Raw genomic sequence first — 24,373 nt, 5'->3', positions numbered from 1 at the left:
GCGCAAAGGATAAGCCAGAGGGCCGGGCAAATTTAATTTTGCGATCCGACGGCTCTGGCCCTTTGTCGCAACGGTTATCAACGCTGGATGCGCAACTCAACCCGACGGTTCTGGGCGCGGCCTTCGTCGGTCTCGTTGTCGGCCACCGGTTCGCTTTCGCCCTTGCCTTCACTGGTGACTTTTGCCGGCGCCACGCCCTGGGTCAGCAAATACTCCACGACGCTGCCGGCCCGGCGCTCGGAAAGGCCTTCGTTATAAGCGTCGGTACCGACACCGTCGGTATGGCCGACCACGCGAATGCTCGCGACGTTGGCGTGGCTCAGCTTGCCCATCAGCTCGTCGAGCTGGCTTCGAGCCGCCGGGGTGAGATCGGATTTATCGAATTCGAACAGCACCTTGCCGGTGTCATTGAGGGTGATGACTTCACTGGTCGGCGTTTGCGGCTCGTCCGGTGGTGCGCTGGCCGGATACTGCGGCAGCGGGCAACCGTGGTGTTCAACGGCCGTACCGGCCGGCGTGTCGGGGCAACGGTCGCGACGATCGAACACGCCATCGTCATCTTCGTCGCCATCCTGGGCATAACAGATCAAGCCACCGCCGAGCAGCCCCAACGCGGCGCCACCGGCCGCCCAGCCAGTGCTTTCGATGGCACCCAGACCGCCGCCGACGAGCCCGCCGATCAGGCTGCAGATCGGCCAGGTGCGTTGATTGAGTGATGCGCTGCCGTCGCTGTGAGTGGCGCAACCGGATAACAGACTGCTCGCGAGCAGCACCGGCATGGCAACCCTGATGAGAACCTTCATGATGAATGCTCCTGTGTCACCGGCCCATACCGGTCACACAGGAGTAAAGACCCGCATCCGCGACTGTACAAGCCGCGGATGACAAGGGTTTCAACGGTTTATCTTGATTTCGGTACGACGGTTCATCGCCCGGCCATCAGCAGTTTTGTTGTCCGCCACCGGCTGGCCTTCCCCGGCGCCTTCCACCGAGACGAAACTGGCGCGAGGCACGCCGCTTTCCACCAGGTACTGCACCACGGAATTGGCGCGTTTTTCCGACAGTCTCTGGTTGTAGGCATCACTGCCGACACTGTCGGTGTGCCCCGTCACCCGCAGTTGCGCGGTGGAGGTTTCCTGTTTCAACCGGGTCGCGATGGTGCTCAGTACTTCCTTGTCGGTTGGTGTCAGCGTGGCCTTGTTGAATTCGAAATGCACATCGCGCACCACGATCGTTTCTTCCTTGACCACTACCGGCTCTTCGGCCATTGGCGCCGGGGCGGGCGGTGGGCAGCCGTCGGCGTCGACCTGCACGCCTTTCGGTGTGCCCGGGCACTTGTCGCGGCTGTCCGGGACGCCATCGCCGTCTTCGTCGCCATCGCCATGGGCCCAGCACCAACCTGCCGCCACGGTGCCGGCCACCAACGCGCCCGGCCCAATCCAGGAACTGCTCTCGATGGCGCCCAATCCCGCGCCCACGACACCACCGGTGGCCGCACAGATCGGCCAGTCGGTTTTCTGCAAACCTGCGCAACCAGTCAACACACTCGTTAGCAGAACCAGGGGTAACGCTGTCCGAACTATGCTCATCGGGTTTTCTCCTTGAAGGATCGGCTTCGCCGCCGATTCAGGGGAGTAAAGACCGGACTTCGGATCTGCGCCAGCCCCAACGATTACAGGTTTTCGCCACGTGTTTGCGCAGGTTCCGTACGTTCGTGGACAAACCGCTCTAGGCCATGATGTCCGGGCAGGCTATCTTGGCGGTTCTGATTGAGGAACTTCGATGACCGTTGCCATTTCTTCGCGTACGCCCCAGCAAGCCCTGGCCGCCGTGCTTGACCGTTACGCCCCGCAAAGGCTGCTGCTGATCGGCGCCAGCAGCTTTCCTGCGCTGGAGGCGTTCCAGCAGGCCCATCCCGCCACCGAAGTGGTCCACGCGGGCCCCGGCGCGCTGCCGGCGGACGTGGCGGCGCGGCGTTTCGACCTGGCCCTTGCGCTCGATTGCCTGGAGCATTTGCCCAAGCGCGACGGTCTGAACCTGTTGGGCGGCATCCGCAATCTCAACGCCAGCCGGATTGCGGTGCTGGCCGACCTCAACGCCTGCGGCTGGCAGGAAACGGACTTCTTTTCCCTGGCCTTGCAAGCCAGCGAGCGGTTCCAGCGCGAGGACCAGGTGCTGACCCTGTTTACCTACGATCTGCTTGAATACAAGCAGGTCCCCGACTGGCTCAACTCACGGTTTTGGGCTAACCCCGAAAACTTTGGAAAATATTGGTGGTAGCTGTGGACACAAGCCTGCACACGACCATTTGCCCTTGTGGCAGTGGCAACCCATTGGATGGCTGCTGCGGCCGTTACCATGACGGCCATCCCGCGCCCTGTGCCGAAGCCTTGATGCGCTCGCGCTACAGCGCTTATGTACTGGGCCTTGTGGACTACCTGGTCAGCACCACTCTGCCGGCCCAGCAGGATGGCCTCGATCGCCAGTCCATCAGCGAATGGAGCGCCAGGAGCACCTGGCTGGGGCTGGAAGTGGAAAGCAGCGAAGTGTTCGGCGGCCAACCGGAACACGCTTTCGTTACGTTCACCGCGCGCTGGCACGACGGCCAAGGTGAGCACAGCCATCGCGAACAGTCATCGTTCGTGCAGAACGGCGGGCGTTGGTACTTCATCGACCCCACCGTGCCGGTGAAGATCGGCCGCAACGACAGTTGCCCTTGTGGCAGCGGGCATAAATTCAAAAAATGCTGCGCCGGGTATTTCAATCGCTGATTTTGCAAACGTCTGACGCTCGTCCACCACCCGAGGGCTAAACTGGGGACAAACCAGAGGCACGGACATGACCTTCAAACTCCAATGGCTATGCGTCACCTGCCTGCTACTGATCGTAGGGCTCGGCGGTTGCGCGTCCTGGCAAGCTGAAGAGGCACCCGAGCCGCGAGTCCACCTGGTCAAGGTCGAGGTGGTGCGGGCGCGCCTGGTGGAACAAAGGTTCATGCTGCACTTTCGCGTCGACAACCCCGGTGATAGCGACCTCACCGTGCGCGGCCTGACCTACCGGGTTCATTTGGGCGACCTCTTGCTGACCGAAGGCGAGCATGAGCACTGGTTCACGGTTCGCCCCGGACGCAGCGGGTATTTCAAGCTGCCGGTTCGCACCAACCTGTGGCCCCAGGTGCGGGAGCTGGTAAAGCTGTTGGAGAAACCTCGTGAGCAGATCCCCTATCGCCTGGAAGGTGAGCTGGAAACCGGTTTATTCATCGCCCACTACGTGCACCTGGAGCGCAATGGCGTGATAATCGCCGCCGATTTAATTGCGGAGTAACCCCGATGACACAGCAACCCCATGTCCATGGCCCTGATTGCAACCACGATCATGACCACCACGACCATGATCACGGCCACGTCCATGGCCCGAACTGCGGCCACGCCCACCAAGAGCCCGTGCGCAATGCCTTGAAGGATGTGGGCCGCAACGATCCATGCCCTTGCGGCAATGGCAAGAAATTCAAGAAGTGCCACGGGGCTTGATGGCTAAAAGGTTTTTTGCCTGTTAGACCGTCATCGCGAGCAAGCTAGCTCTCACAGGATTCAAAGTCCGCCTAAGAATGTTGTGGGAGCGAGCCTGCTCGCGATGCGGCCGCCCTGTACCCCATCCATTACCCCGCCTGCAGAATCTGCATCACACTGACCACCGTCGCATATTCCCCGTGCAGGTTAGCCAGGGACATCCCATGCACCTCGGCAGCCGAACGGGCATTGCCGAAGTAATCGGCCTTGTCGAAGGTGAAACAGGCGTCTTCGGCCACCCATGTATCGAATCCCAGGTTGCCGGCCGTCCGCGCGGTGGACTCCACCGAATTGTTCGTCGCGACGCCGACGATCACCAGTTGCCCGATTCCCGCGCCGCGCAGATCCGCCTCCAGGGAGGTGCCGCAGAACGCATCCGGCACCTGCTTTTGAACCAACCGCTCCCCGGCCATCGGCTCGAACCGTTCCTGGACTTGCACGCCTGATTGCCCGGGCCAGAACACCGAGTCTTCAGAGCGGGACAGATGGTGGACATGGATGACAGGCCGCGCCGAATTCCGCCAGCGGGCAAGCAGCTCAAGCATGCGCAGCTCCGCCTCGGGGTTGTTGCGGGGGCCGAGCTTGGGGTGGAGGATGCCTTTTTGTTGATCAATAAGAATCAGCGCCGCGTTTTTCTGTAGATCCATGTCGGATTTCCCATGATCGATCGTTGGATTTTGCACCACTTGAACATCACCGTTCCCTACGAGCAAGTCGTCGATCGGCCCGTGGCGAGGGGCCGCTTCATCGCCACGTGTTCAGCGGATTGCGAGCTTCGCCGCGGGCTTCGCCGCAGGCTTTCATCGCCAAATCAACAAATAACCCCACCGCCCGCTTGCGCGGCCCCTTCCTGCTCACTAACGTAGCGCCTTTATTGGTGCCACCCCTCCCGCAGGAGCTTTGCCATGGCCTCGCCAGCCTTTATTTCCCTCATTCCCAAGCTCGGCGTAGCCGCAGCAGCGGCCAGTGTGCTCGGTTTGAGCGGTTGCCAGGCCTGGAATACCCAGGACACTGTCCCGCCTACCACCGGCGTGCAACCGCTCAAGGGGCTGGCGCAGAATGTCTCGGTCCGGCGCAACGCCATGGGCATGCCGCTGATCGAAAGCAACAGTTTCCACGACGCCCTGTTCGCCCTCGGCTATGTCCACGCCAGTGACCGGATCACGCAGATGGCGACCCTGCGCCTGCTTGCCCAAGGTCGGCTGGCGGAAATGTCCGGGGCCGAACGGCTCGATATCGACCGCTACATGCGGGCGGTGAACCTGAAGAAAAACGCCGACGAGCTTTATAAAGCGTCATCGCCGCGCCTCAAGCGATTCTTTGAAGTCTATGCCCGGGGCGTCAATGCCTACCTGTTCCGCTATCGCGACAAGTTGCCGGCGGACTTGGCTGCCACCGGCTACAAGCCCGAATACTGGAAGCCGGAAGACTCGGCGCTGCTGTTCTGCCTGCTGAATTTCAGCCAGTCGGCCAACTTGCCGGAAGAGCTGGCCACCCTGGTGCTGGCCCAGACCGTCACAAACGACAAACTGGCCTGGCTGAGCCCGTCCTACCCCGATGAACCGCTGCCCCTGGCGGAAGCCGATAAACTTCAGGGCGTCCGCCTCAATGGCCAGGTGCCCGGCCTGGACCAAATCAGCAAGGCTGGCGCCCAGTTGTCCGACCTGAATCTGTTGGGCGCAGCGTTTTCGAGCAACTGGGCCATCGCCCCGCAACGCAGCCGCAACGGTAAAAGCCTGTTGGCCAGCGACAGCCATGGCCCGCTGGGCGTGCCGTCGCTCTGGAGCCCGGTGCAGATCCGCGCGCCCAAGTACCAGGCGGCCGGGCTTTCCGTGGCGGGTATTCCGATGATCCTGGCCGGCTTCAACGGCCACGTGGCGTGGAGCATGACCAGCGTCCTTGGTGACAACCAAGACCTGTTCCTGGAAAAGATCCGACGCCAGGGCAACGGGCTGTCCTACGAAGTGAACGGCAAATGGCAGCCGGCGACCGTGCGCAACGAAACCTATTTCATCAAGGGTCAACGGTCTATTCGTGAAGCCGTGTACGAGACCCGCCACGGCCCCCTGCTCAACAGCGCCCAAGGCCCAGCCATGGCCAACGGTCTGGGGCTGGCCTTGCAATTGCCGAGTTTCACCGACGACAAGACCCTGGATGCGTTTTTCGATCTGTCACGCTCGCGAAATATCGAGAAAGCCTCGGATGCCAGCCGGGAGATTCGCGCCCTGGCGGTGAACATGGTGTTTGCCGACGCGCGCAACATCGGCTGGCAAGTGACCGGCCGCTACCCCAACCGCCGTGAAGGCGAAGGATTGCTGCCATCGCCCGGCTGGGAGGGTCGCTATGACTGGGACGGTTATGCCGACCCGATGCTGCACCCCTACGACCAGGACCCGGTCCAGGGTTGGCTCGGCACTACCAACCAGCGAGTCATTCCCCATGGCTACGGCATGCAATTGTCTAACTCCTGGGCGGCGCCGGAGCGTGGCGAGCGCCTGGCCGAACTGGCCGGCGCCGGCAAGCACGACGCCCGCAGCCTGAGCGCCATGCAATATGACCAGACCACGACGTTCGCGGCCAAACTCAAGAAAGTCTTCGAAGCCCCAGGCATGGCCCAGCCGCTGAAACAGGCGATCGAAGCCCTGCCGGTGGCGGACCGGGCCAAGGCTCGCGAGGCCTACACCCGCCTGATGGCGTTCGACGGCAGGCTCAGCCCGGTGTCCACCGACGCGGCGCTCTACGAGCTGTTCCTGCAGGAAAGCATGAAGCAGACGTTCCTCGATGAACTGGGTCCGGAAAGCAGCCCGGCTTGGAAAGCACTGGTCGCGAACGGCCAACGATCCTACTCGGCCCAGGCCGATCACCTGCTCGGCCGCGAGGACAGCCCGTTCTGGGACGACGTGCGCACCCCGCAGAAAGAAGACAAGGCCGTGATCCTGGCTCGCAGCCTGGCAGCGGCAATCACTGTCGGCGAGAGCCAACTGGGCAGCGATCACACCACTTGGCAGTGGGGGAAACTGCACCGCTACGAGTGGAAAAACACCAGCGGCCAGGTCGTACGTGGGCCGTTGGCGGCTGGCGGTGATGGCACCACGCTCAATGCCGCCGCATTCGCCTGGGGCCAGGATTTCAACACCGCCCTGGCGCCGGCCCTGCGCTTGATCGTCGATTTCAGCCAGCCCGAGCCGTTGACGATCCAGGGCGGCGCCGGTCAATCGGGGAACCCGGCCAGCCCGAACTATGTGAACGGCATCGATCCGTGGATCAAGGCGCAGTATCAAAGCCTGCCGATGCAACCACAGAACTTTGATCGCGGGTATGGCAAGGCGCGGTTGACGTTGGTGCCTGGAAAATAACCTGGAACGGCCTTTGAGATTTGCGGTGAGTTGAAAACTGCCATCGCGAGCAAGCTCGCTCCCACAATGAGGCGGTGTTGAGTTCCGTATTTCCGCATCACACCAAGCCACTGTGGGAGCGAGCTTGCTCGCGATGGCGTCAGTCCGTCCTCTGAAAACCGATCGAACTTCTCCCCCCGCCCCCGCCTCTACCTGACAAGCCCATCGCCCCGGTGACCGCATGGATCTTGTCATTGCCCGCCCCGAAGGCCTGTACTGTCCGCCCGGAGATTTCTACATCGACCCCTGGCGCCCGGTAGAACGCTCAGTGATTACCCACGCCCACGGCGATCATGCCCGCGGCGGCAACCAGCACTACCTCGCAGCGGCCCCCGGCGAAGGCATTCTCCGTTCCCGGCTGGGCCAGGACATCAACCTGCAAACGCTGCCCTATGGCGAACGCCTGCGGCATCACGGCGTGACGCTGAGCTTTCATCCCGCCGGCCATGTGCTGGGCTCGGCCCAGGTCAGGTTGGAATACGAAGGCGAAGTGTGGGTCGCCTCCGGCGATTACAAAGTCGAGCCCGACGGCACCTGCGCACCGTTCGAGCCGGTGAATTGTCACACGTTCATCACCGAATCCACCTTCGGCCTGCCGATCTATCGCTGGCAACCCCAGGCGCAAGTCTTTGATGAGATCAACCAGTGGTGGCGCGGGAACATTGCCGCCGGCCGGGCCAGCGTGTTGTTCTGCTATTCCTTCGGCAAGGCCCAGCGGATTATCCACGGCATCGATGACAGCCTCGGGCCGATCCTCGCCCACGGCGCGGTGGAACCGTTGAACCGGGTGTACCGAGAAGCAGGTATTCACCTGCCGCCGACACTTTATGCGGGCGATTTCAAAAAGAACGACCCGATCATGAGCCAGGCGCTGATCATTGCTCCACCTTCCGCCGGCGGTAGCAGCTGGATGCGTCGTTTCGGCGACCACAGCGACGCCTTCGCCAGTGGCTGGATGCGCCTGCGCGGCACCCGTCGGCGCCGCGGCGTGGACCGCGGATTCGTATTGTCCGACCACGCCGACTGGCCTGGCCTGCTCTGGGCCGTCGAGCAGACCGGCGCCGAGCGGGTCATGGTCACCCATGGTTCGGTCGCCGTGCTGGTGCGCCACCTTTGCGAACAAGGTCTCGACGCCCAGGGTTTCACCACCGAGTACGGCGACGATGAAGAAGACCTCGCCCAGGCACCCGTCAGCGGCGAGGAGGCACCATGAAAGCCTTCGCCGAGCTGTATGCCGAACTGGACGCCACCACCTCCAGCAACGCCAAGCTGGCCGCCATGCAGGATTATTTCGGCAAGGCATCGCCGGAAGATGCCGCCTGGGCCGTGTACTTCCTCTCCGGTGGCCGTCCACGGCAACTGGTGCCGGTGAAAATCCTGCGTGAGCTGGCGGTCCGGGTGTCCGGGTTGTCGCTCTGGCTGTTCGAGGAGAGTTATCAGGCCGTGGGCGACCTGGCCGAAACCATTTCTCTGGTCCTTCCCGAATCGACCCACAACAGCGACGAGGGCCTGGCGCTTTGGATCGAAGAGAAACTGTTGCCGCTGCGCGGTGAGTCGCCCGACGTCCTGGCTCAACGGCTTCCGGCGCTATGGGCGCAGCTCGACCGGTCGAGCCTGATGCTCTGCATCAAGCTGATCACCGGCAGTTTCCGCGTCGGTGTGTCCAAGCTATTGGTGACCCGTGCCCTGGCGACAATGGCCGGGCTGGACAGCAAACGGGTGGCCCAACGACTGGTGGGCTACACCGATCTGTCCCATCGTCCCACGGCGGCCAGCTACCTCAAGCTGATCGCCGCCGAGTCCGACGATGAACATGCCCAGCGCGGCGGCCAGCCATATCCGTTCTTCCTGGCACACGCCCTGTCGCAACCGGCGGAGCAATTCGACACCCTGCTGGGGCCAGCCAGTGACTGGCAGGTTGAGTGGAAATGGGACGGGATCCGCGCCCAGGTGATCAAGCGCGACGGCCACTTGTGGATCTGGTCCCGAGGCGAGGACCTGGTCACCGAACGATTCCCGGAACTGCACCCCCTGGCCCAGGCGTTGCCCGACGGCACGGTAATCGACGGCGAGATCGTCGTCTGGAAAGCGCCGCAGTCAGTCACCGACGACGCTTTCGACCCGCAGGCGCCACTGCAACCTGCGGTGCAACCCTTCGCCTTGTTGCAACAACGCATTGGTCGCAAGACCCTGGGCAAGAAAATCCTCGAAGACGCCCCCGTGGTGGTGATGGCCTATGACCTGCTGGAATGGCAAGGCGAGGACTGGCGCAGCCGGCCCCAGGCCGAGCGTCGCGAACAGCTGGAAACGTTGGTCGCCCGTTGCCACAGCCCCGTGCTGTTGCCGTCGCCCGTCGTGACCGGCCGGGACTGGCTCGACCTCGCCCGCCAGCGCGAAGCCTCACGCAGCCTCGGCGTCGAAGGCATGATGCTCAAGGCCCGCAATGCGCTGTACGGCGTCGGGCGGACCAAGGACATGGGCGTTTGGTGGAAATGGAAAATCGATCCGTTCAGCGTCGATGCCGTGTTGATCTACGCCCAACGCGGCCATGGCCGACGCGCCAGCCTGTACAGCGACTACACCTTCGCGGTGTGGGACAACCCGCCGGGCAGTCGCGAACGCACGCTGGTGCCGTTCGCCAAGGCTTATTCAGGCCTGACCGATGCACAAATGCGCCAGGTCGACAGCATCGTGCGCAAGACCACCGTGGAAAAGTTCGGCCCGGTAAGCAGCGTCACCCCCACCTTGGTGTTCGAATTGGGCTTCGAAGGCATCGCCCTGTCCAAGCGCCACAAGAGTGGGATCGCGGTGCGGTTTCCGCGAATGTTGCGCTGGCGCCAGGATAAGAGCGTCGATGAGGCCGACACACTGGCAACCCTTCAGGACTTGCTGAAATAACACCCCTCGCCACAAAAAACCGTTCGTCTTTTGCCATAGCGTTTTTCCAAACAGCGCACGCTCCATCCCGGTGCGCTTTTTGATGTACGCTCATCCCCGCGCACCATCGCGTTCCGTCACCTGCCGCGAGTGCTTTTAAAACACTTGTTCGGCACTATGGTTCGGAAATTGCTACCTTTATGCCGTCATACCGTTCAGACCTTCACCGGTAACAATCCAACGCGCCACAAGCGCTCAAATTGGTTTTAGGGACTCAATAATGAAAAAAGCACTGCTGACCCTTTCTGCACTGGCATTGTGCGTGGCTGCTGGCGCTGCCACGGCCAAGGAATACAAGGAACTGCGTTTTGGTGTCGACCCGTCCTACGCCCCGTTCGAATCCAAGGCCGCCGACGGCAATCTGGTGGGTTTCGACATCGACCTGGGCAATGCGATCTGCGCAGAACTGAAGGTCAAATGCAAATGGGTCGAAAGCGATTTCGACGGCATGATCCCAGGCCTCAAGGCCAATAAATTCGACGGCGTGATCTCGTCCATGACCGTGACCCCGGCCCGCGAAAAAGTCATCGACTTTTCCAACGAGCTGTTCTCCGGCCCAACGGCTTATGTATTCAAGAAAGGTTCGGGCCTGAGCGAAGACGTTGCCTCGCTCAAAGGCAAGACCGTTGGCTACGAGCAAGGCACCATCCAGGAAACCTACGCCAAGACCGTGCTGGACAAGGCTGGCGTCAAGACCCAGGCCTACCAGAACCAGGATCAGGTCTATTCCGACCTGACCTCCGGCCGCCTCGATGCCGCGATCCAGGACATGCTTCAGGCTGAGCTGGGCTTCCTGAAGTCGCCAAAAGGCGAAGGCTATGAAGTCAGCAAGCCTGTTGACAGTGAATTGCTGCCCTCCAAGACCGCTATCGGTATCAAGAAAGGTAACAAAGAGCTGAAAGCGCTTTTGGATAAAGGTATCAAAGCGTTACACGACGACGGCAAGTACGCCGAAATCCAGAAAAAACACTTTGGCGATCTGAATCTGTACAGCGGCAAATAATGCGCAGTGCCCACCCGGTTTCGGGTGGGCACTTTTTTTCTGCCCAAGGCAATCTTCCATGTTCGAACAACTCCTACAAAATCTGGGGCTCTCGGCCTTCAGCCTGCAGGGCTTTGGCCCGCTCCTGATGCAAGGCACCTGGATGACGATCAAGCTCTCTGCCCTGTCCCTGTTGTTAAGCGTTCTGCTCGGCCTGCTGGGCGCCAGCGCCAAGCTGTCCAGCGTCAAGCTGCTGCGTGTTCCAGCCCAGCTCTACACCACGCTGATTCGCGGTGTACCCGACCTGGTGCTGATGCTGCTGATCTTCTACAGCCTGCAAACCTGGCTGACGTCTTTTACCGATTTCATGGAATGGGAATACATCGAGATCAACCCATTCGGCGCCGGGGTCATCACCCTGGGCTTCATTTATGGCGCGTACTTCACCGAAACCTTTCGCGGCGCGATCCTCGCGGTGCCTCGCGGGCAGGTCGAAGCGGCCACGGCCTATGGCCTCAAGCGTGGCCAGCGTTTCCGCTACGTGGTGTTCCCGCAAATGATGCGCTTCGCCCTGCCGGGCATTGGCAACAACTGGATGGTGATGCTCAAGGCCACCGCGCTGGTGTCGATCATCGGCCTGGCTGACCTGGTCAAGGCGGCCCAGGACGCCGGCAAGAGCACCTACCAGCTGTTCTACTTTCTGGTGCTCGCGGCGCTGATCTATCTGATGATCACCAGCGCGTCCAATATCATCCTGCGCTGGCTTGAACGGCGCTACGCCGCCGGAGCCCGGGAGGCGGTGCGATGATCGAACTCCTGCAGGAATACTGGCGACCGTTTCTCTACAGCGACGGCGTCAACATCACGGGCCTGGCGATGACTCTGTGGCTGCTCAGCGCTTCGTTGCTGATCGGCTTCGTGGTATCGATCCCGCTGTCCATCGCCCGGGTTTCACCCAGGTTCTACGTCCGCTGGCCGGTGCAGTTCTACACCTACCTGTTCCGTGGCACGCCGCTCTACATTCAGCTGCTGATCTGCTACACCGGCATCTACAGCCTCGAGGCGGTGCGCGCCCAACCCATGCTCGACAGTTTCTTTCGCGACGCGATGAACTGCACGATCCTGGCATTCGCCTTGAACACCTGCGCCTACACCACGGAGATTTTCGCCGGGGCCATTCGCAGCATGAACCACGGCGAGGTCGAGGCGGCCAAGGCTTACGGCCTGACCGGCTGGAAACTCTACGCCTACGTGATCATGCCGTCGGCCCTGCGTCGTTCGCTGCCGTATTACAGCAACGAAGTGATTCTGATGCTGCACTCGACGACCGTGGCGTTCACCGCTACCGTTCCAGACGTGCTGAAGGTCGCGCGGGATGCAAACTCGGCCACGTTCCTGACGTTCCAGTCGTTCGGGATCGCCGCCTTGATCTACCTGACCATAACGTTTGCACTGGTGGGCCTCTTCCGCCTCGCCGAACGCCGCTGGCTGGCCTTCCTCGGGCCAACCCACTAAGGCTTCCGTTCCAGGACATACACGCACATGCGCCACCAGATACATGACCTGCTGGCCCCGCTGCCGGGGACCGCACGCAAGATCCACAGCTTTCACTTCGGCCCGGAAAAGGCCGATGGCAAAATCTACATCCAGTCGTCCCTGCACGCCGATGAGCTGCCCGGCATGCTCGTGGCCTGGCACCTCAAGCAGCGCCTGGCCGAGTTGGAGGCCTCCGGCCATTTGCGACACGAGATCGTGCTGGTGCCGATCGCCAACCCCATCGGCCTTGAACAAGTGCTGATGGACGTGCCGCTGGGCCGCTATGAGTTGGAGAGCGGGCAGAATTTCAACCGCCGGTTCGTCGACTTGAGCGAAGAGATCGGCAACGAAATCGAAGGCTTGCTGACCGACGACCCGCAGCACAACCTGATGCTGATCCGTACCAGCCTGCGCGATGCCCTGAGCCGCCAGAGCGCCAGCACGCAATTGCAATCCCAGCGCCTGGTCCTGCAGCGGCTGGCCTGCGACGCCGACATGGTGCTCGACCTGCATTGCGATTTCGAAGCCGTGGCCCACCTCTACACCACCCCCGAAGCCTGGCCGCAGGTCGAGCCGCTGGCGCGCTACATCGGCGCCGAGGCCAGCCTGTTGGCCACCGACTCGGGCGGCCAGTCGTTCGATGAGTGTTTCACGCTGCTGTGGTGGCAACTCAAGGAACGTTTTGGCGAACGATTCGAGATTCCCCTGGGAAGCTTTTCCGTCACCGTCGAACTGCGCGGCCAGGGTGACGTCAACCACGGCCTGGCGAGCCTCGACTGCCAGGCACTGATCGAGTACCTGATCAACTACGGCGCCATCGACGGCGAACCGGTGCCGTTGCCCGACCTGCCCTACCCGGCCACGCCGCTGGCGGCCGTCGAACCGGTGGCGACGCCGGTTGGCGGGCTGCTGGTGTACAACGCCCTGCCCGGCGAGTACATGCAGGCGGGGCAACTGATCGCCGAAATCATCGACCCGGTCAACGACACCGTCACGCCCGTTCATTGCCGCAACGCCGGGCTGCTTTATGCCCGCTCGCTGCGCCGCATGGCCACCGCCGGCATGGTCATCGCCCATGTCGCCGGAACCGAAGCCTACCGCAGCGGCTACTTACTTTCGCCTTGAGGATGCCTGTTCCATGTACAAACTGACCATCGAAGGCCTGCACAAGAGCTATGGCCAGCACGAGGTGCTCAAAGGGGTTTCACTCAAGGCCAGGACCGGCGACGTGATCAGCCTGATCGGCGCCAGCGGCTCGGGCAAAAGCACCTTCTTGCGCTGCATCAACTTCCTCGAACAACCCAACGACGGCGCCATGACCCTGGACGGCCAGTCGATCCAGATGATCAAGGATCATCACGGCATGCGCGTGGCCGATGCCGACGAGCTGCAACGCATCCGTACGCGCCTGGCCATGGTGTTCCAGCACTTCAACCTATGGAGCCACATGACCGTGCTGGAAAACATCACCATGGCGCCACGCCGGGTGCTGGGCGTCAGCAAGCAGGAAGCCGACGAGCGCGCCCGTCGTTATCTCGACAAGGTCGGCCTGCCGGCCCGCGTCGCCGAGCAATACCCGGCGTTCCTGTCCGGCGGGCAGCAACAGCGCGTGGCGATTGCCCGCGCCTTGGCGATGGAGCCGGAAGTCATGCTGTTCGACGAACCGACTTCCGCCCTCGACCCGGAGCTGGTGGGAGAAGTGTTGAAGGTGATCCAAGGCCTGGCGGAAGAAGGCCGCACCATGATCATGGTGACTCACGAAATGAGCTTCGCCCGCAAGGTTTCCAATCAGGTGCTGTTCCTGCACCAGGGCCTGGTGGAAGAAGAAGGCGCGCCGCAAGACGTGCTGGGCAACCCCAGGAGCGAGCGACTCAAGCAGTTCCTCAGCGGCAATCTGAAATAACTCCCCGCCTCCGTGGCGAGGGAGCTTGCTCCCGCTGGCGTTCAATCAACGAGTCTTAAACACAGCAATACCTGCGGGAGCGAGCTTGCTCGCGAAGGCGATAGACCAGTCGCCATCGATGCTGCCTGAGCTGGCCCTATCGCGAGCAAGCTCGCTCCCACAGGGGTCCGCGCCCGACCAGTCGATCAAATAAACCTTCATCTCCTGCCGTGGTCACTGAAGAAGGACCTTCAGGGCGCACACGGCACGCATGGCGACATCCAGCAACTTCGCAAAAAAGTGGTTCGACGCCCGGGGCTGGAAGCCGTTCGCTTTTCAAAAAAATGTGTGGGCCGCGGTCAAGCGCGGCGAGTCGGGGCTGCTGCACGCCAGCACCGGCGCCGGCAAGACCTACGCCGTGTGGTTTGCCGCTCTCAACCGTTTCGCCCGCGCCGTGCCGCCGCCGGACAAACCCCGAAAACGCAAACCTGCGGCCGAGCCGTTGACAGTCTTGTGGATAACGCCGATGCGCGCGCTGGCCGCTGATACCGGCAAGGCACTTCAAGCGCCCCTCGACCCGTTGCAGATCCCCTGGACCGTCGGCCTGCGCACCGGTGACACCAGCGCGAACGAACGCGCCCGCCAAGGCCGACGCCTGCCCACGGCGCTGATCACCACCCCGGAAAGCCTGACCCTGATGCTGGCCCGCGCCGACGCGCAAACCGCCGTTTCGACCTTGCGCATGGTCGTGGTGGATGAATGGCACGAATTGCTCGGCAACAAGCGTGGCGTGCAGCTGCAACTGGCCCTGGCCCGCTTGCGGCGCTGGCATCCGGGGCTGATCGTGTGGGGAGTCTCCGCGACCCTGGGTAACCAGGCCCACGCCGAACAGGTGCTTATCCCACAAGGCAATGGTGCCAGCGTGCAGGGTGCCAACGCCAAGGCCCTACAGGTCGATACGCTGTTGCCGCCGACCCTTGAACGTTTCCCCTGGGCCGGGCACATCGGCTTGAAAATGCTGCCCCAGGTCGTCGCCGAAATCGACGCCAGCAGCAGCTGCCTGGTCTTTACCAACACCCGTGCGCAGTCGGAAATCTGGTACCAGGCGATCCTCGAGGCACGTCCGGACTGGGCCGGGCTGATCGCGCTGCATCACAGCTCGTTGTCCCGCGAGACCAGGGATTGGGTGGAACAAGCCCTCAAGGATGGCCAGCTCAAAGCGGTGGTGTGCACCTCAAGCCTGGACCTTGGGGTGGATTTTCTGCCGGTAGAACGGGTGTTGCAGATCGGCTCGGCCAAGGGTGTGGCGCGGCTGATGCAGCGCGCCGGACGCTCCGGTCACGCGCCGGGACGGACCTCGCGAATCACACTCGTGCCGACCCATAGCCTGGAACTGATCGAGTCCGCCGCCGCGCAGGACGCCGTGGCGCAGCGGCGCATCGAGCCCCGGGAATCGCCGCACAAACCCCTGGACGTGCTGGTCCAGCATTTGGTCAGCATGGCCCTGGGCGGCGGTTTCAGGCCCGACGAACTGTTCGACGAGGTGCGTGGCGCCTGGGCTTACCGCGATTTGAACCCTGCCGAATGGGCATGGGCCCTGGCGTTCGTGCGCCACGGTGGACTCTCGTTGACGGCCTACCCTGACTATCGACGGGTCGAGCCGGACGAGCACGGCGTATGGCGCGTGCCTGACGCACGCCTGGCCCGGCGCCACCGCATGAGCATCGGCACCATCGTCAGCGACGCCAGCCTGCAGCTGAAGTTCTGGAGCAAGGGCGGTGGCGGAAAAACCTTGGGCAGCGTGGAAGAAGGTTTTATCGCGCGGCTGCGTCCCGGCGACGGGTTTCTCTTCGCCGGGCGGTTATTGGAACTGGTCCGGGTCGAAGACATGACGGCCTACGTGCGGCGCAGCCAGGCGAAAAAAGCTGCCGTGCCACGCTGGAACGGCGGCCGCATGCCACTTTCCAGCGAACTTGCCGCCGCGGTCGTAGCACGCCTGAGCGAGGCCGCCGCAGGCCATTTCGACGGCCCGGAGATGCGCGCCGTGCAACCATTGCTATCGACGCAACTGCGCTGGTCCGGCCTCCCCACGCAGGGCACGTTGCTGGCCGAAGCGCTCAAGTCCCGGGAGGGCTGGCACCTGTTCCTCTATCCGTTCGCCGGGCGCCAGGTTCACCTCGGGCTTGCCAGCCTGCTGGCCTGGCGCGTCAGCCAGCGACAACCGGTGACATTTTCCATCGCGGTCAACGACTACGGACTGGAACTGCTCAGCGCCACCCAAGTGGACTGGTCAGCGCACCTGAACCCGGGGCTCTTGCGCACCGATAATCTGCTGGTGGACGTGCTCGCCAGCCTGAATGCCGGAGAACTGGCGCTGCGGCGCTTTCGCGAGATCGCCCGAATCGCCGGGCTGGTGTTCGCCGGCTATCCCGGCGCGCCGAAGAGCACACGGCAAGTCCAGGCCTCCAGCGGACTGTTTTTTCAAGTGTTCAAGCAATACGACGCCGATAACCTGCTGCTGGCCCAGGCCGGCGAGGAGGTCCTGCGCGAAGAATTGGATATACGCCGATTGGAGCAGACCTTGGAACGCCTCGATACGTTGAAGCTGGACCTGCACATCATTAAACGCCCCACCCCGCTGGGCTTCCCGTTATTGGTGGAACGGTTCCGCGAAAGCATGAGCTCGGAAAAACTTGCCGATCGCATCCGCCGGATGGTCAGCGAACTGGAACGAACCGCCGATAAAGGTACCGTCTGATGCCCGCGCCCTACCCCATCAACCTCGCCGGTGAAGAACTCTGGCTGCTGCCGCACAAAGCCCTGTACTGGCCGGCCCAGGAAACCCTGATGGTGGCCGACGCACATTTCGGCAAGGCCGCTGCCTATCGCAGCCTCGGCCAACCGGTGCCCCACGGCACGACGGCGAGCAATATCGTCGTGCTGGATCAACTGCTGGCAAGCGTGCCGTGCCGATTGCTGATTTTCCTTGGGGATTTCCTTCACGGGCCTGGTTCCCATGCCCCCGGCACTCTGAACGCTCTCGCCGGTTGGCGTGAACGGCATCAAGCACTTCCCATCACGCTCATACGTGGCAATCACGACAAGAGCGCTGGCGATCCACCGCCCTCGATGAATATCCGCGTCGTACCCGAGCCACTGCTGCTGGGCCCGTTCGCCGTGCAACACGAACCCACGCCGCACCCAAGCCGACATGTGCTGGCCGGGCATGTGCACCCGGTCTATCACTTGACAGGCAAAGGCCGGCAACGGCTTCGGCTTCCGTGTTTCCGCCTCGGTAGTGATGTCAGCCTGCTGCCGGCCTTCGGTGCGTTCACCGGAGGCTATCGGGTCGAGCAGGACAACGACTGCAAGATCTTCGTGATTGGCGACAACGAAATATGGCCCGTCAGCTGAAGCGCATTCGCTTCAACTGACGGGCCATATGTGATCAGGCTACGGGCGCAGGAGGCGGCTCGTCGGGAAGTGTCGGTTCGCCGGGTTCGGTTGGCTGCTCGTTGGGGGTATCGGGATCTGGCTGACCGGGGATGCCGCCTGCCGCTTCAGCAGGATGGGCCAGCAGTGACCAAGCCAGGACGCCGATCTGATTGGGCTCAAGACTTGCCAGTTCGGCACTGATTCGCGGATCGATCTTCATAGAGCTACTCCTGAGCGAAGGCCCATTGGGCTGACGCAAAAAACGGGCAGTACACTTCATAGAGTGCCTGCCCGCCCAGGAATTCCAACAGCTCGTCAGAATCAGGTGCGCGGCAGTGTCACGCCGCGCTGGCCCTGGTATTTGCCACCCCGGTCCTTGTAGGACACTTCGCACTCTTCATCGGATTCGAGGAACAGCATCTGCGCCACGCCTTCGTTGGCGTAGATCTTGGCCGGGAGGGTCGTGGTGTTGGAAAACTCCAGGGTCACATGGCCTTCCCATTCCGGTTCCAGCGGCGTGACGTTGACGATGATGCCGCAACGGGCATAGGTGCTTTTACCCAGGCAAATGGTCAGCACGTTGCGCGGAATACGGAAATACTCGACGGTGCGGGCCAGGGCGAAGGAGTTCGGCGGAATGATGCAGACATCGCTCTTGATGTCGACGAAGCTCTTCTCGTCGAAGTTCTTCGGGTCGACTGTGGCCGAGTTGATGTTGGTGAACACCTTGAATTCATCGGCGCAGCGCACATCGTAGCCGTAGCTGGAAACACCGAAGGAAATCAGCCGGTCGGCGCCTTCGCCACGCATCTGGCGCTCTACGAAGGGCTCGATCATGCCGTGCTCTTGCGCCATGCGGCGAATCCACTTGTCCGATTTGATGCTCATGGCGGGTTTCCTGAAATAGCGAGGTGGAAAAAACTGTCCGGCATCTTACCGGGGCGCGGGGCGGGTTCAAAGTGCGGGACGCAATTCTCGCCGATCCACCTTGATTTCCGGGCCCTGGCGGCAACCGTCAGCGCCGTCAGTCATTAAAACCGAGAAACCTTCGCAAAGACCATTGGCACGTTCCGGAAAAAGGGTTAAGGTGGCGTCACTGTGCTGCTTGTGTCACTGAGAATCTCTACACGATATGTTGAATTTCGATCCAACCATCTACAAGAATTTTTCCTGCTCTTTGCACTCAGTCTCGGCCAGGGTTCTTCCTGAGTCGCAGTTATCTTTGTTCAAGGAGTTACACCATGTCTAATCGCCAAACCGGTACCGTTAAGTGGTTCAACGATGAAAAAGGCTTCGGCTTCATCACTCCACAATCCGGTGACGATCTGTTCGTTCACTTCAAAGCTATCCAATCCGACGGCTTCAAAAGCCTGAAAGAAGGCCAACAGGTTTCTTTCATCGCTACCCGCGGTCAGAAAGGCATGCAAGCTGAAGAAGTTCAAGTTATCTAACTTGTACTTGCTTTAGTAAGAAGCCCCGCCCTTAAAAGCGGGGCTTTTTTGTGCCTGTTGATTTTTCAGGCACAAAAAAACTGTGGGAGCGAGCTTGCTCGCGATAGCGGTCTGTCTGATCCACCGCTATCGCGAGCAAGCTCGCTCCCACAGGAGGGTTCGTTGATTAGCCTGGGATTACCAGGTCACACCGAACCCAGCCGTGTAGCGCGTCTTACTGATGTCGCTGTCTTCCGTCCCTTCGATGACATCTTTCTCGGCCTTGAGATTGAGTGACGCCCAGTCGGTCACTTTATAGCGCAACCCCAACTCTGCGTCGTAGGCATAATCCGCCACGCCAGACAGCGGCTTGCCGACTTCGCCATTGGTGAAAAACTCAACCCGCTTGCCGATCAGGTAACGGTTGTAGTCCCATTTCATGGCGACGGAATAGAAGTTGTCCTTGCCGCCATCGCTGTACTCGTAATCGGTGCGGTTGAGCAGCGAACCCAGGGAGAACGCACCCAGTTCGTCGTCCCAGAACTGGTAGCCCGGACCGGTACCCACGACACGCTGGCGGGCCAGGTCCTCGACTTTGTCGCGCTTGTAGTTGAGCCGACCTTGCCAGAACCATTTATCGGTGATGAACCGGTCGAGGGAGTACTCCAGTCGCCAGTTATCAGCCGAGACTATGTCGTCCTGGAATTCGCGGTTGTATTCGCCTTCGGCGGTGTGCCGCCACCTGCCGTGGCGCGCCGAGGTCTTGAAGTCGATGTCGTAGTCGTCGGTGTCGTTTTCCGCCCGCTGGTAATCCAGTGCGGCGTCGATATTGCCCTTCCACACCAAATCCTCGACCACCGGCTTGGGCTTGAGAATCTGCTGGATGCTCGCCAGCTCGACGGTCTTGGGCACATCACCATTGGCCAAGGTCACCTTGCCATCCTCGGCCGCCTGCAACGCCTTGGCTTTCTCGCCACTGTAAGCGTCCTGCTTGACCAACAACTGCTGGTCGCTTTCAAGGGTCTTGACCTGTTTCCAATCGATAGGGACCGCGCCGGCATAATCGGTCTGGATCAGCAACTTGCCGCCGTCGAAAACGGTGATCTTGCCGCTGAGCTTGTCGCCGTTCTTCAACCAGACGGTATCGGCAAGCAAAGGCATGGAGGCGCTCGTAACAGCTAGGCAAAGCAGGGTTCTGGACAACATAAGCGATAATGGGCTCAAGTTTGCGATGAAAAAGCGGCATTATCCCCCAGGATGACACCTCAGCAACGACTGACCCACGTATGGAAGATGAGTTCATTTATCAACCCGCCCTGTAGGAATTAATCTACAGACGGACACTTTCAGGAACCGCGCTTGTGACTGACGCCACTTCGGCCACCGAGAACGCCGCCCAGATCCGCCGCACCACGCTTTACCTCACTCTGGCACAGGTGCCTGCCGGCAAAGTCGTAACCTACGGCCAACTCGCCGAAATGGCCGGGCTGGGCCGCGCCGCGCGCTGGGTCGGACGAACCCTCAGCCAATTGCCCGGCGACACGAAGCTGCCGTGGCATCGCGTGCTCGGTGCCGGCGGTCGGATCAGCCTGCCGGTGGGAAGCCCCTCAGGGGACGAACAACGCGCGCGCTTGCGCACGGAGGGGATCAGTGTCCTGAATAATCGTGTTGATATTCAGCGCCATGGCTGGCGCCCGGTAGAGCACAGCGGTTAGAGTGCGCGCTTTGTTTTCGCAATTTTTGAGGCAGACTCCAGCCCATGCCCCGTAAAACCTGGCGCGCCGCCCTCGCCGCCTATGCCAGTCCTTCGACGCTCGTGCTGTTGCTGCTTGGCTTCGCCGCCGGCTTGCCGTACATGCTGGTGTTTTCCACGCTCTCGGTCTGGTTGCGCGAAGCCGGCGTGGCTCGCGAGACCATTGGTTACGCCAGCCTGATCGGCCTCGCCTACGCCTTCAAATGGGTCTGGTCGCCATTGCTGGACCAATGGCGCCTGCCACTGCTGGGCAAGCTGGGACGCCGCCGATCCTGGCTGGTGCTATCCCAAGGGCTGGTCATCCTGGGCCTGGTGGGCATGGGTTTCTGCGATCCGCAAAAGCACCTGTCCTGGCTGATCGCAATCGCGGTGATAGTGGCCTTCGCCTCCGCGACCCAGGACATCGCCGTCGATGCCTATCGGCTGGAAATCGTGGACGACACCCGCCAGGCCGCATTGGCCGCCAGCTACATGTCCGGCTACCGGGTCGCCGCCCTGCTGGCCACGGCCGGCGCGCTGTTTTTCGCCGAGGGCTTCGGCTCCACCGGGTTCAGCTACAAACATTCGGCCTGGGCGGGCACGTACCTGTTGTTCGGCGTGCTGATGGTGCCCGCCTTGCTGACCTCACTGTTCATGCGCGAGCCTCCGGTGCCACTGCGCACACAGTTGCAGGCCGGGCGCTATACCTTCGTCCATCAGCTCGCATCGGTGTTCGTCCTGATCGTGCTCCTGGTGTCGGTCCCGGCCATGTTCACCCAACTCTATAACACCGACTTCGCCAGCGTGCTGTTCGAGGGCGTCAGCCTGCTCGACCTGCTGCTCGAGGACCGGGCGTTCCTGCGCGCCATCCTCTATATCCTCCTGACTGTCATGTGCCTGTCGTCGATGGGCCGTCGCGGCCTGGCGCCGGTGCTCACCCCCGTCAACGACTTCATCCTGCGCTACCGCTGGCAGGCGCTGCTGCTGCTCGGCCTGATCGCCACCTATCGCATGTCCGACACGGTCATGGGCGTCATGGCCAACGTGTTCTACATCGACCAAGGATTTACCAAGGACCAGATCGCCAGCGTCAGCAAGATATTCGGGCTGATCATGACGCTGGTGGGCGCCGGCATGGGCGGCCTGCTCATCGTGCGATTCGGCATCTTGCCGATCCTGTTCATTGGCGGCGTGTCCTCGGCGGCCACCAATATCCTGTTCTTGATGCTCACGGGGATGGGCGCCGACCTGGAGATGCTGATTGTCACCATCTCCCTGGACAATTTCAGCTCCGGCCTGGCGACCTCGGCATTTGTTGCGTACCTGTCCAGCCTGACCAACCTGAAATTCTCCGCAACCCAGTACGCCCTGCTCAGCTCGATCATGCTCTTGCTGCCGCGCCTGATCGGTGGGTATTCCGGGGTCATGGTGGAAAAGTTCGGCTATCACGATTTCTTCCTGATCACCGCCCTGCTCGGCGTTCCAACCTTGCTGCTGATCGCGCTCCACTGGTACCAGGAAAATCGCCGCCAGGACTCGACGCACGGAACGGAGTCAGAGCCGGAGTCGAAATCGACGCCGACCCGGCCCGCCCAAGAGTCGTAGGCCCAAGAATCGTAGGAAAGCTCAGCAGGCGCCGAAGAAAGCGGCGCCTGGATCCGGCAACAGGCCACGCGCCTGTACGCCAGGGCATCTCGCCCGTACAATGCTGCGTCACTTCTCGTCATCAGCAACCGACAACGGCCAACCATGCGCACCAGTCAATTTTTGCTCGCCACACAGAAAGAAACGCCTTCCGACGCCGTCGTGATCAGCCACCAGCTGATGCTGCGTGCCGGCATGATCCGCAAACTCGCCTCCGGCCTGTACACCTGGCTGCCGATGGGCCTGCGGGTCATGCGCAAGGTCGAAGCCATCGTCCGTGAAGAAATGGACGCCGCCGGCTCTCTGGAAGTGTTGATGCCGAGCACCCAACCGGCCGAGCTGTGGCAGGAGTCGGGACGCTGGGAGGAGTACGGCCCCGAGCTGCTGCGCATCAAGGACCGTCACGGTCGCGACTTCTGCGCAGGCCCGACCCACGAAGAAGTGATCACCGACCTGATGCGCAACGAGTTGAGCAGCTACAAGCAGCTGCCCATCAACCTGTATCAGATCCAGACCAAGTTCCGTGACGAGATCCGTCCGCGCTTCGGCCTGATGCGCGGTCGCGAGTTCATCATGAAGGACGCCTACTCGTTCCACGCCGACCTGGCGTCGCTGCAGGTTACTTACGACCGCATGCACCAGGCGTACTGCAACGTGTTCACCCGCCTGGGCCTGAAATACCGCCCGGTTGAAGCCGACAACGGCTCCATTGGCGGTGCCGGCTCCCACGAATTCCACGTACTGGCCGAGTCCGGCGAAGACGACATCGTCTTCAGCAACGGCTCCGACTACGCCGCGAACATCGAGAAAGCCGAAGCCGTGCCACGGGAAACGTCCCGCGCCGCGCCGACCGAAGAATTGCGCCTGGTGGATACACCCAACACCAAGACCATCGCCCAGTTGGTGGAAGGCTACAACCTGCCGATCGAACGCACCATCAAGACCCTGATCGTGCGCGCGGAAGAAGAAGGCAAGCTGATCGCCCTGATCGTCCGCGGCGATCACGAGCTCAATGAAATCAAGGCGGCCAACCAGCCTGGCGTCGCAAGCCCATTGGTCATGGCCACCGACGCCGAGCTGCGCGACGCCATCGGCGCCGGCGCCGGCTCCCTCGGCCCGCTGAACCTGCCGCTGCCGATCATCATTGATCGCTCGGTGGAGCTGATGAGCGATTTCGCCATCGGCGCCAACATCGACGACAAGCATTATTTCGGCGTGAACTGGGAGCGCGATCTGCCGGTTCCAGCCGTCGCGGACCTGCGCAACGTGGTGGCCGGCGATCCAAGCCCGGACGGCAAGGGCACTCTGGAAATCAAGCGCGGTATCGAAGTCGGACACATCTTCCAGCTGGGCGACAAGTACAGCAAGGCGATGAAATGCGAGGTGCTGGGCGACAACGGCAAGCCGGTCACCCTGCAGATGGGCTGCTACGGCATCGGTGTATCCCGCGTGGTGGCCGCTGCCATCGAGCAGAACAACGACGAGAACGGGATCATCTGGAGCGACACACTGGCGCCCTTCCAGGTCGCGCTGGTGCCGCTGCGCTATGAAACCGAACAGGTTCGCGAAGCGACCGACAAGCTCTACGCCGAATTGACGGCCGCTGGCTTCGAGGTGCTGCTGGACGACCGCGACAAGAAAACCAGCCCCGGTATCAAGTTCGCCGACATGGAACTGATCGGTATCCCGCACCGGATCGTAGTCAGTGATCGCGGCCTGGCCGAAGGCAACCTGGAATACAAGAGCCGCACCGAGGCCGAGCCGCAAGCGCTACCGGTCGCCGAAGCGCTGTCCTTCCTCCAGGCTCGTATCCGCCGCTGAGACCAGATAG

Annotated in this window: 24 protein-coding genes; 18 read left to right on the top strand and 6 right to left on the bottom strand. The window is 61.9% G+C overall.

Annotated elements, in window-relative coordinates; genetic code table 11:
* Positions 1-77: 77 nt before the first annotated feature.
* Entirely contained in the window at positions 78-803 is a 726-nt protein-coding gene (locus tag J3P92_RS06480; RefSeq protein ID WP_434650138.1) for an OmpA family protein, read from the bottom strand.
* A gap of 90 nt (positions 804-893) precedes the next feature.
* Entirely contained in the window at positions 894-1,589 is a 696-nt protein-coding gene (locus tag J3P92_RS06475; protein WP_420764315.1) for an OmpA family protein, read from the bottom strand.
* Between the two features lie 193 nt (positions 1,590-1,782).
* Here J3P92_RS06475 and J3P92_RS06470 point away from each other — a divergent pair, with 193 nt between their 5' ends.
* The 4 genes from J3P92_RS06470 to J3P92_RS06455 all read left to right on the top strand — a co-directional run bounded on the left by J3P92_RS06470 (position 1,783) and on the right by J3P92_RS06455 (position 3,530).
* Positions 1,783-2,280 carry a DUF6231 family protein gene (locus tag J3P92_RS06470; protein WP_420764314.1) on the top strand — a complete coding sequence of 166 codons (498 nt, stop codon included), beginning with the start codon at positions 1,783-1,785 and terminating at the stop codon, positions 2,278-2,280.
* 14 nt (positions 2,281-2,294) lie between these two features.
* On the top strand, positions 2,295-2,771 hold the full coding sequence (locus tag J3P92_RS06465; protein ID WP_434611530.1) for a YchJ family protein: 477 nt from the start codon (positions 2,295-2,297) through the stop codon (positions 2,769-2,771).
* 67 nt (positions 2,772-2,838) lie between these two features.
* Positions 2,839-3,324 carry an LEA type 2 family protein gene (locus tag J3P92_RS06460; RefSeq protein WP_420764313.1) on the top strand — a complete coding sequence of 162 codons (486 nt, stop codon included), beginning with the start codon at positions 2,839-2,841 and terminating at the stop codon, positions 3,322-3,324.
* Positions 3,325-3,329: 5 nt separating this feature from the next.
* A complete protein-coding gene (locus J3P92_RS06455; protein WP_034146774.1) occupies positions 3,330-3,530 on the top strand; it encodes an SEC-C metal-binding domain-containing protein in 201 nt (66 codons plus the stop codon).
* A 128-nt stretch (positions 3,531-3,658) separates the two neighbouring features.
* On the opposite strand, the gene J3P92_RS06450 is transcribed toward J3P92_RS06455, so the two are convergent.
* Positions 3,659-4,216 (bottom strand): cysteine hydrolase family protein, encoded by a 558-nt coding sequence (locus J3P92_RS06450; RefSeq protein WP_434562628.1) that lies wholly within the window; start codon positions 4,214-4,216, stop codon positions 3,659-3,661.
* A 258-nt stretch (positions 4,217-4,474) separates the two neighbouring features.
* On the opposite strand from J3P92_RS06450, the gene J3P92_RS06445 reads away from it, so the two are divergent.
* From J3P92_RS06445 to pdeM, 10 genes are all read left to right on the top strand, one after another.
* Positions 4,475-6,925, top strand: a complete 2,451-nt coding sequence (locus tag J3P92_RS06445; RefSeq protein WP_434650136.1) for a penicillin acylase family protein — start codon at positions 4,475-4,477, stop codon at positions 6,923-6,925.
* Positions 6,926-7,145: 220 nt separating this feature from the next.
* Positions 7,146-8,177 carry a ligase-associated DNA damage response exonuclease gene (locus J3P92_RS06440; protein WP_434650134.1) on the top strand — a complete coding sequence of 344 codons (1,032 nt, stop codon included), beginning with the start codon at positions 7,146-7,148 and terminating at the stop codon, positions 8,175-8,177.
* Positions 8,174-9,862 (top strand): ATP-dependent DNA ligase, encoded by a 1,689-nt coding sequence (locus J3P92_RS06435; protein ID WP_434650132.1) that lies wholly within the window; start codon positions 8,174-8,176, stop codon positions 9,860-9,862. Before J3P92_RS06440 ends, J3P92_RS06435 begins: the two co-directional genes overlap by 4 nt.
* Positions 9,863-10,121: 259 nt before the next feature.
* On the top strand, positions 10,122-10,904 hold the full coding sequence (locus tag J3P92_RS06430) for a transporter substrate-binding domain-containing protein (RefSeq protein ID WP_434609912.1): 783 nt from the start codon (positions 10,122-10,124) through the stop codon (positions 10,902-10,904).
* Between the two features lie 58 nt (positions 10,905-10,962).
* Positions 10,963-11,691, top strand: coding sequence for an ABC transporter permease (locus J3P92_RS06425; RefSeq protein WP_420764307.1), 729 nt, complete (start codon positions 10,963-10,965; stop codon positions 11,689-11,691).
* Positions 11,688-12,398 carry an ABC transporter permease gene (locus tag J3P92_RS06420; protein ID WP_434562618.1) on the top strand — a complete coding sequence of 237 codons (711 nt, stop codon included), beginning with the start codon at positions 11,688-11,690 and terminating at the stop codon, positions 12,396-12,398. Before J3P92_RS06425 ends, J3P92_RS06420 begins: the two co-directional genes overlap by 4 nt.
* A gap of 27 nt (positions 12,399-12,425) precedes the next feature.
* Positions 12,426-13,544 carry a succinylglutamate desuccinylase/aspartoacylase family protein gene (locus tag J3P92_RS06415; protein WP_434650130.1) on the top strand — a complete coding sequence of 373 codons (1,119 nt, stop codon included), beginning with the start codon at positions 12,426-12,428 and terminating at the stop codon, positions 13,542-13,544.
* A gap of 13 nt (positions 13,545-13,557) precedes the next feature.
* On the top strand, positions 13,558-14,322 hold the full coding sequence (locus J3P92_RS06410) for an ABC transporter ATP-binding protein (RefSeq protein ID WP_420764304.1): 765 nt from the start codon (positions 13,558-13,560) through the stop codon (positions 14,320-14,322).
* Positions 14,323-14,572: 250 nt separating this feature from the next.
* Positions 14,573-17,059: a ligase-associated DNA damage response DEXH box helicase gene (locus J3P92_RS06405; protein ID WP_434650129.1), complete on the top strand. Its 2,487-nt coding sequence runs from the start codon at positions 14,573-14,575 to the stop codon at positions 17,057-17,059.
* Positions 17,059-17,715: a ligase-associated DNA damage response endonuclease PdeM gene (gene pdeM, locus J3P92_RS06400; protein WP_434650127.1), complete on the top strand. Its 657-nt coding sequence runs from the start codon at positions 17,059-17,061 to the stop codon at positions 17,713-17,715. The genes J3P92_RS06405 and pdeM overlap by 1 nt, the downstream gene beginning before the upstream one ends.
* A 34-nt stretch (positions 17,716-17,749) precedes the next feature.
* On the opposite strand, the gene J3P92_RS06395 is transcribed toward pdeM, so the two are convergent.
* Both J3P92_RS06395 and dcd read right to left on the bottom strand, forming a co-directional pair.
* Entirely contained in the window at positions 17,750-17,956 is a 207-nt protein-coding gene (locus tag J3P92_RS06395; protein WP_420764301.1) for a hypothetical protein, read from the bottom strand.
* A 101-nt stretch (positions 17,957-18,057) separates the two neighbouring features.
* Entirely contained in the window at positions 18,058-18,624 is a 567-nt protein-coding gene (dcd, locus tag J3P92_RS06390; RefSeq protein ID WP_017126297.1) for a dCTP deaminase, read from the bottom strand.
* A gap of 353 nt (positions 18,625-18,977) precedes the next feature.
* Here dcd and J3P92_RS06385 point away from each other — a divergent pair, with 353 nt between their 5' ends.
* Complete coding sequence (locus J3P92_RS06385) at positions 18,978-19,187, top strand: cold-shock protein (RefSeq protein ID WP_002554837.1); 210 nt, start codon at positions 18,978-18,980, stop codon at positions 19,185-19,187.
* A 177-nt stretch (positions 19,188-19,364) separates the two neighbouring features.
* On the opposite strand, the gene J3P92_RS06380 is transcribed toward J3P92_RS06385, so the two are convergent.
* On the bottom strand, positions 19,365-20,372 hold the full coding sequence (locus J3P92_RS06380; protein ID WP_420764300.1) for a DUF481 domain-containing protein: 1,008 nt from the start codon (positions 20,370-20,372) through the stop codon (positions 19,365-19,367).
* Positions 20,373-20,527: 155 nt separating this feature from the next.
* On the opposite strand from J3P92_RS06380, the gene J3P92_RS06375 reads away from it, so the two are divergent.
* The 3 genes from J3P92_RS06375 (at position 20,528) to J3P92_RS06365 (ending at position 24,363) form a co-directional block, all read left to right on the top strand.
* Entirely contained in the window at positions 20,528-20,881 is a 354-nt protein-coding gene (locus tag J3P92_RS06375) for an MGMT family protein (RefSeq protein WP_434562610.1), read from the top strand.
* Between the two features lie 44 nt (positions 20,882-20,925).
* Positions 20,926-22,503, top strand: coding sequence for an AmpG family muropeptide MFS transporter (locus tag J3P92_RS06370; RefSeq protein WP_420764298.1), 1,578 nt, complete (start codon positions 20,926-20,928; stop codon positions 22,501-22,503).
* Between the two features lie 144 nt (positions 22,504-22,647).
* Positions 22,648-24,363, top strand: coding sequence for a proline--tRNA ligase (locus J3P92_RS06365; RefSeq protein WP_434650125.1), 1,716 nt, complete (start codon positions 22,648-22,650; stop codon positions 24,361-24,363).
* Positions 24,364-24,373: the final 10 nt, after the last annotated feature.

Source organism: Pseudomonas sp. D3-27 (assembly GCF_051132165.1).
GTDB lineage: Bacteria > Pseudomonadota > Gammaproteobacteria > Pseudomonadales > Pseudomonadaceae > Aquipseudomonas.
This window is presented reverse-complemented; position numbering and strand designations above follow the sequence as displayed.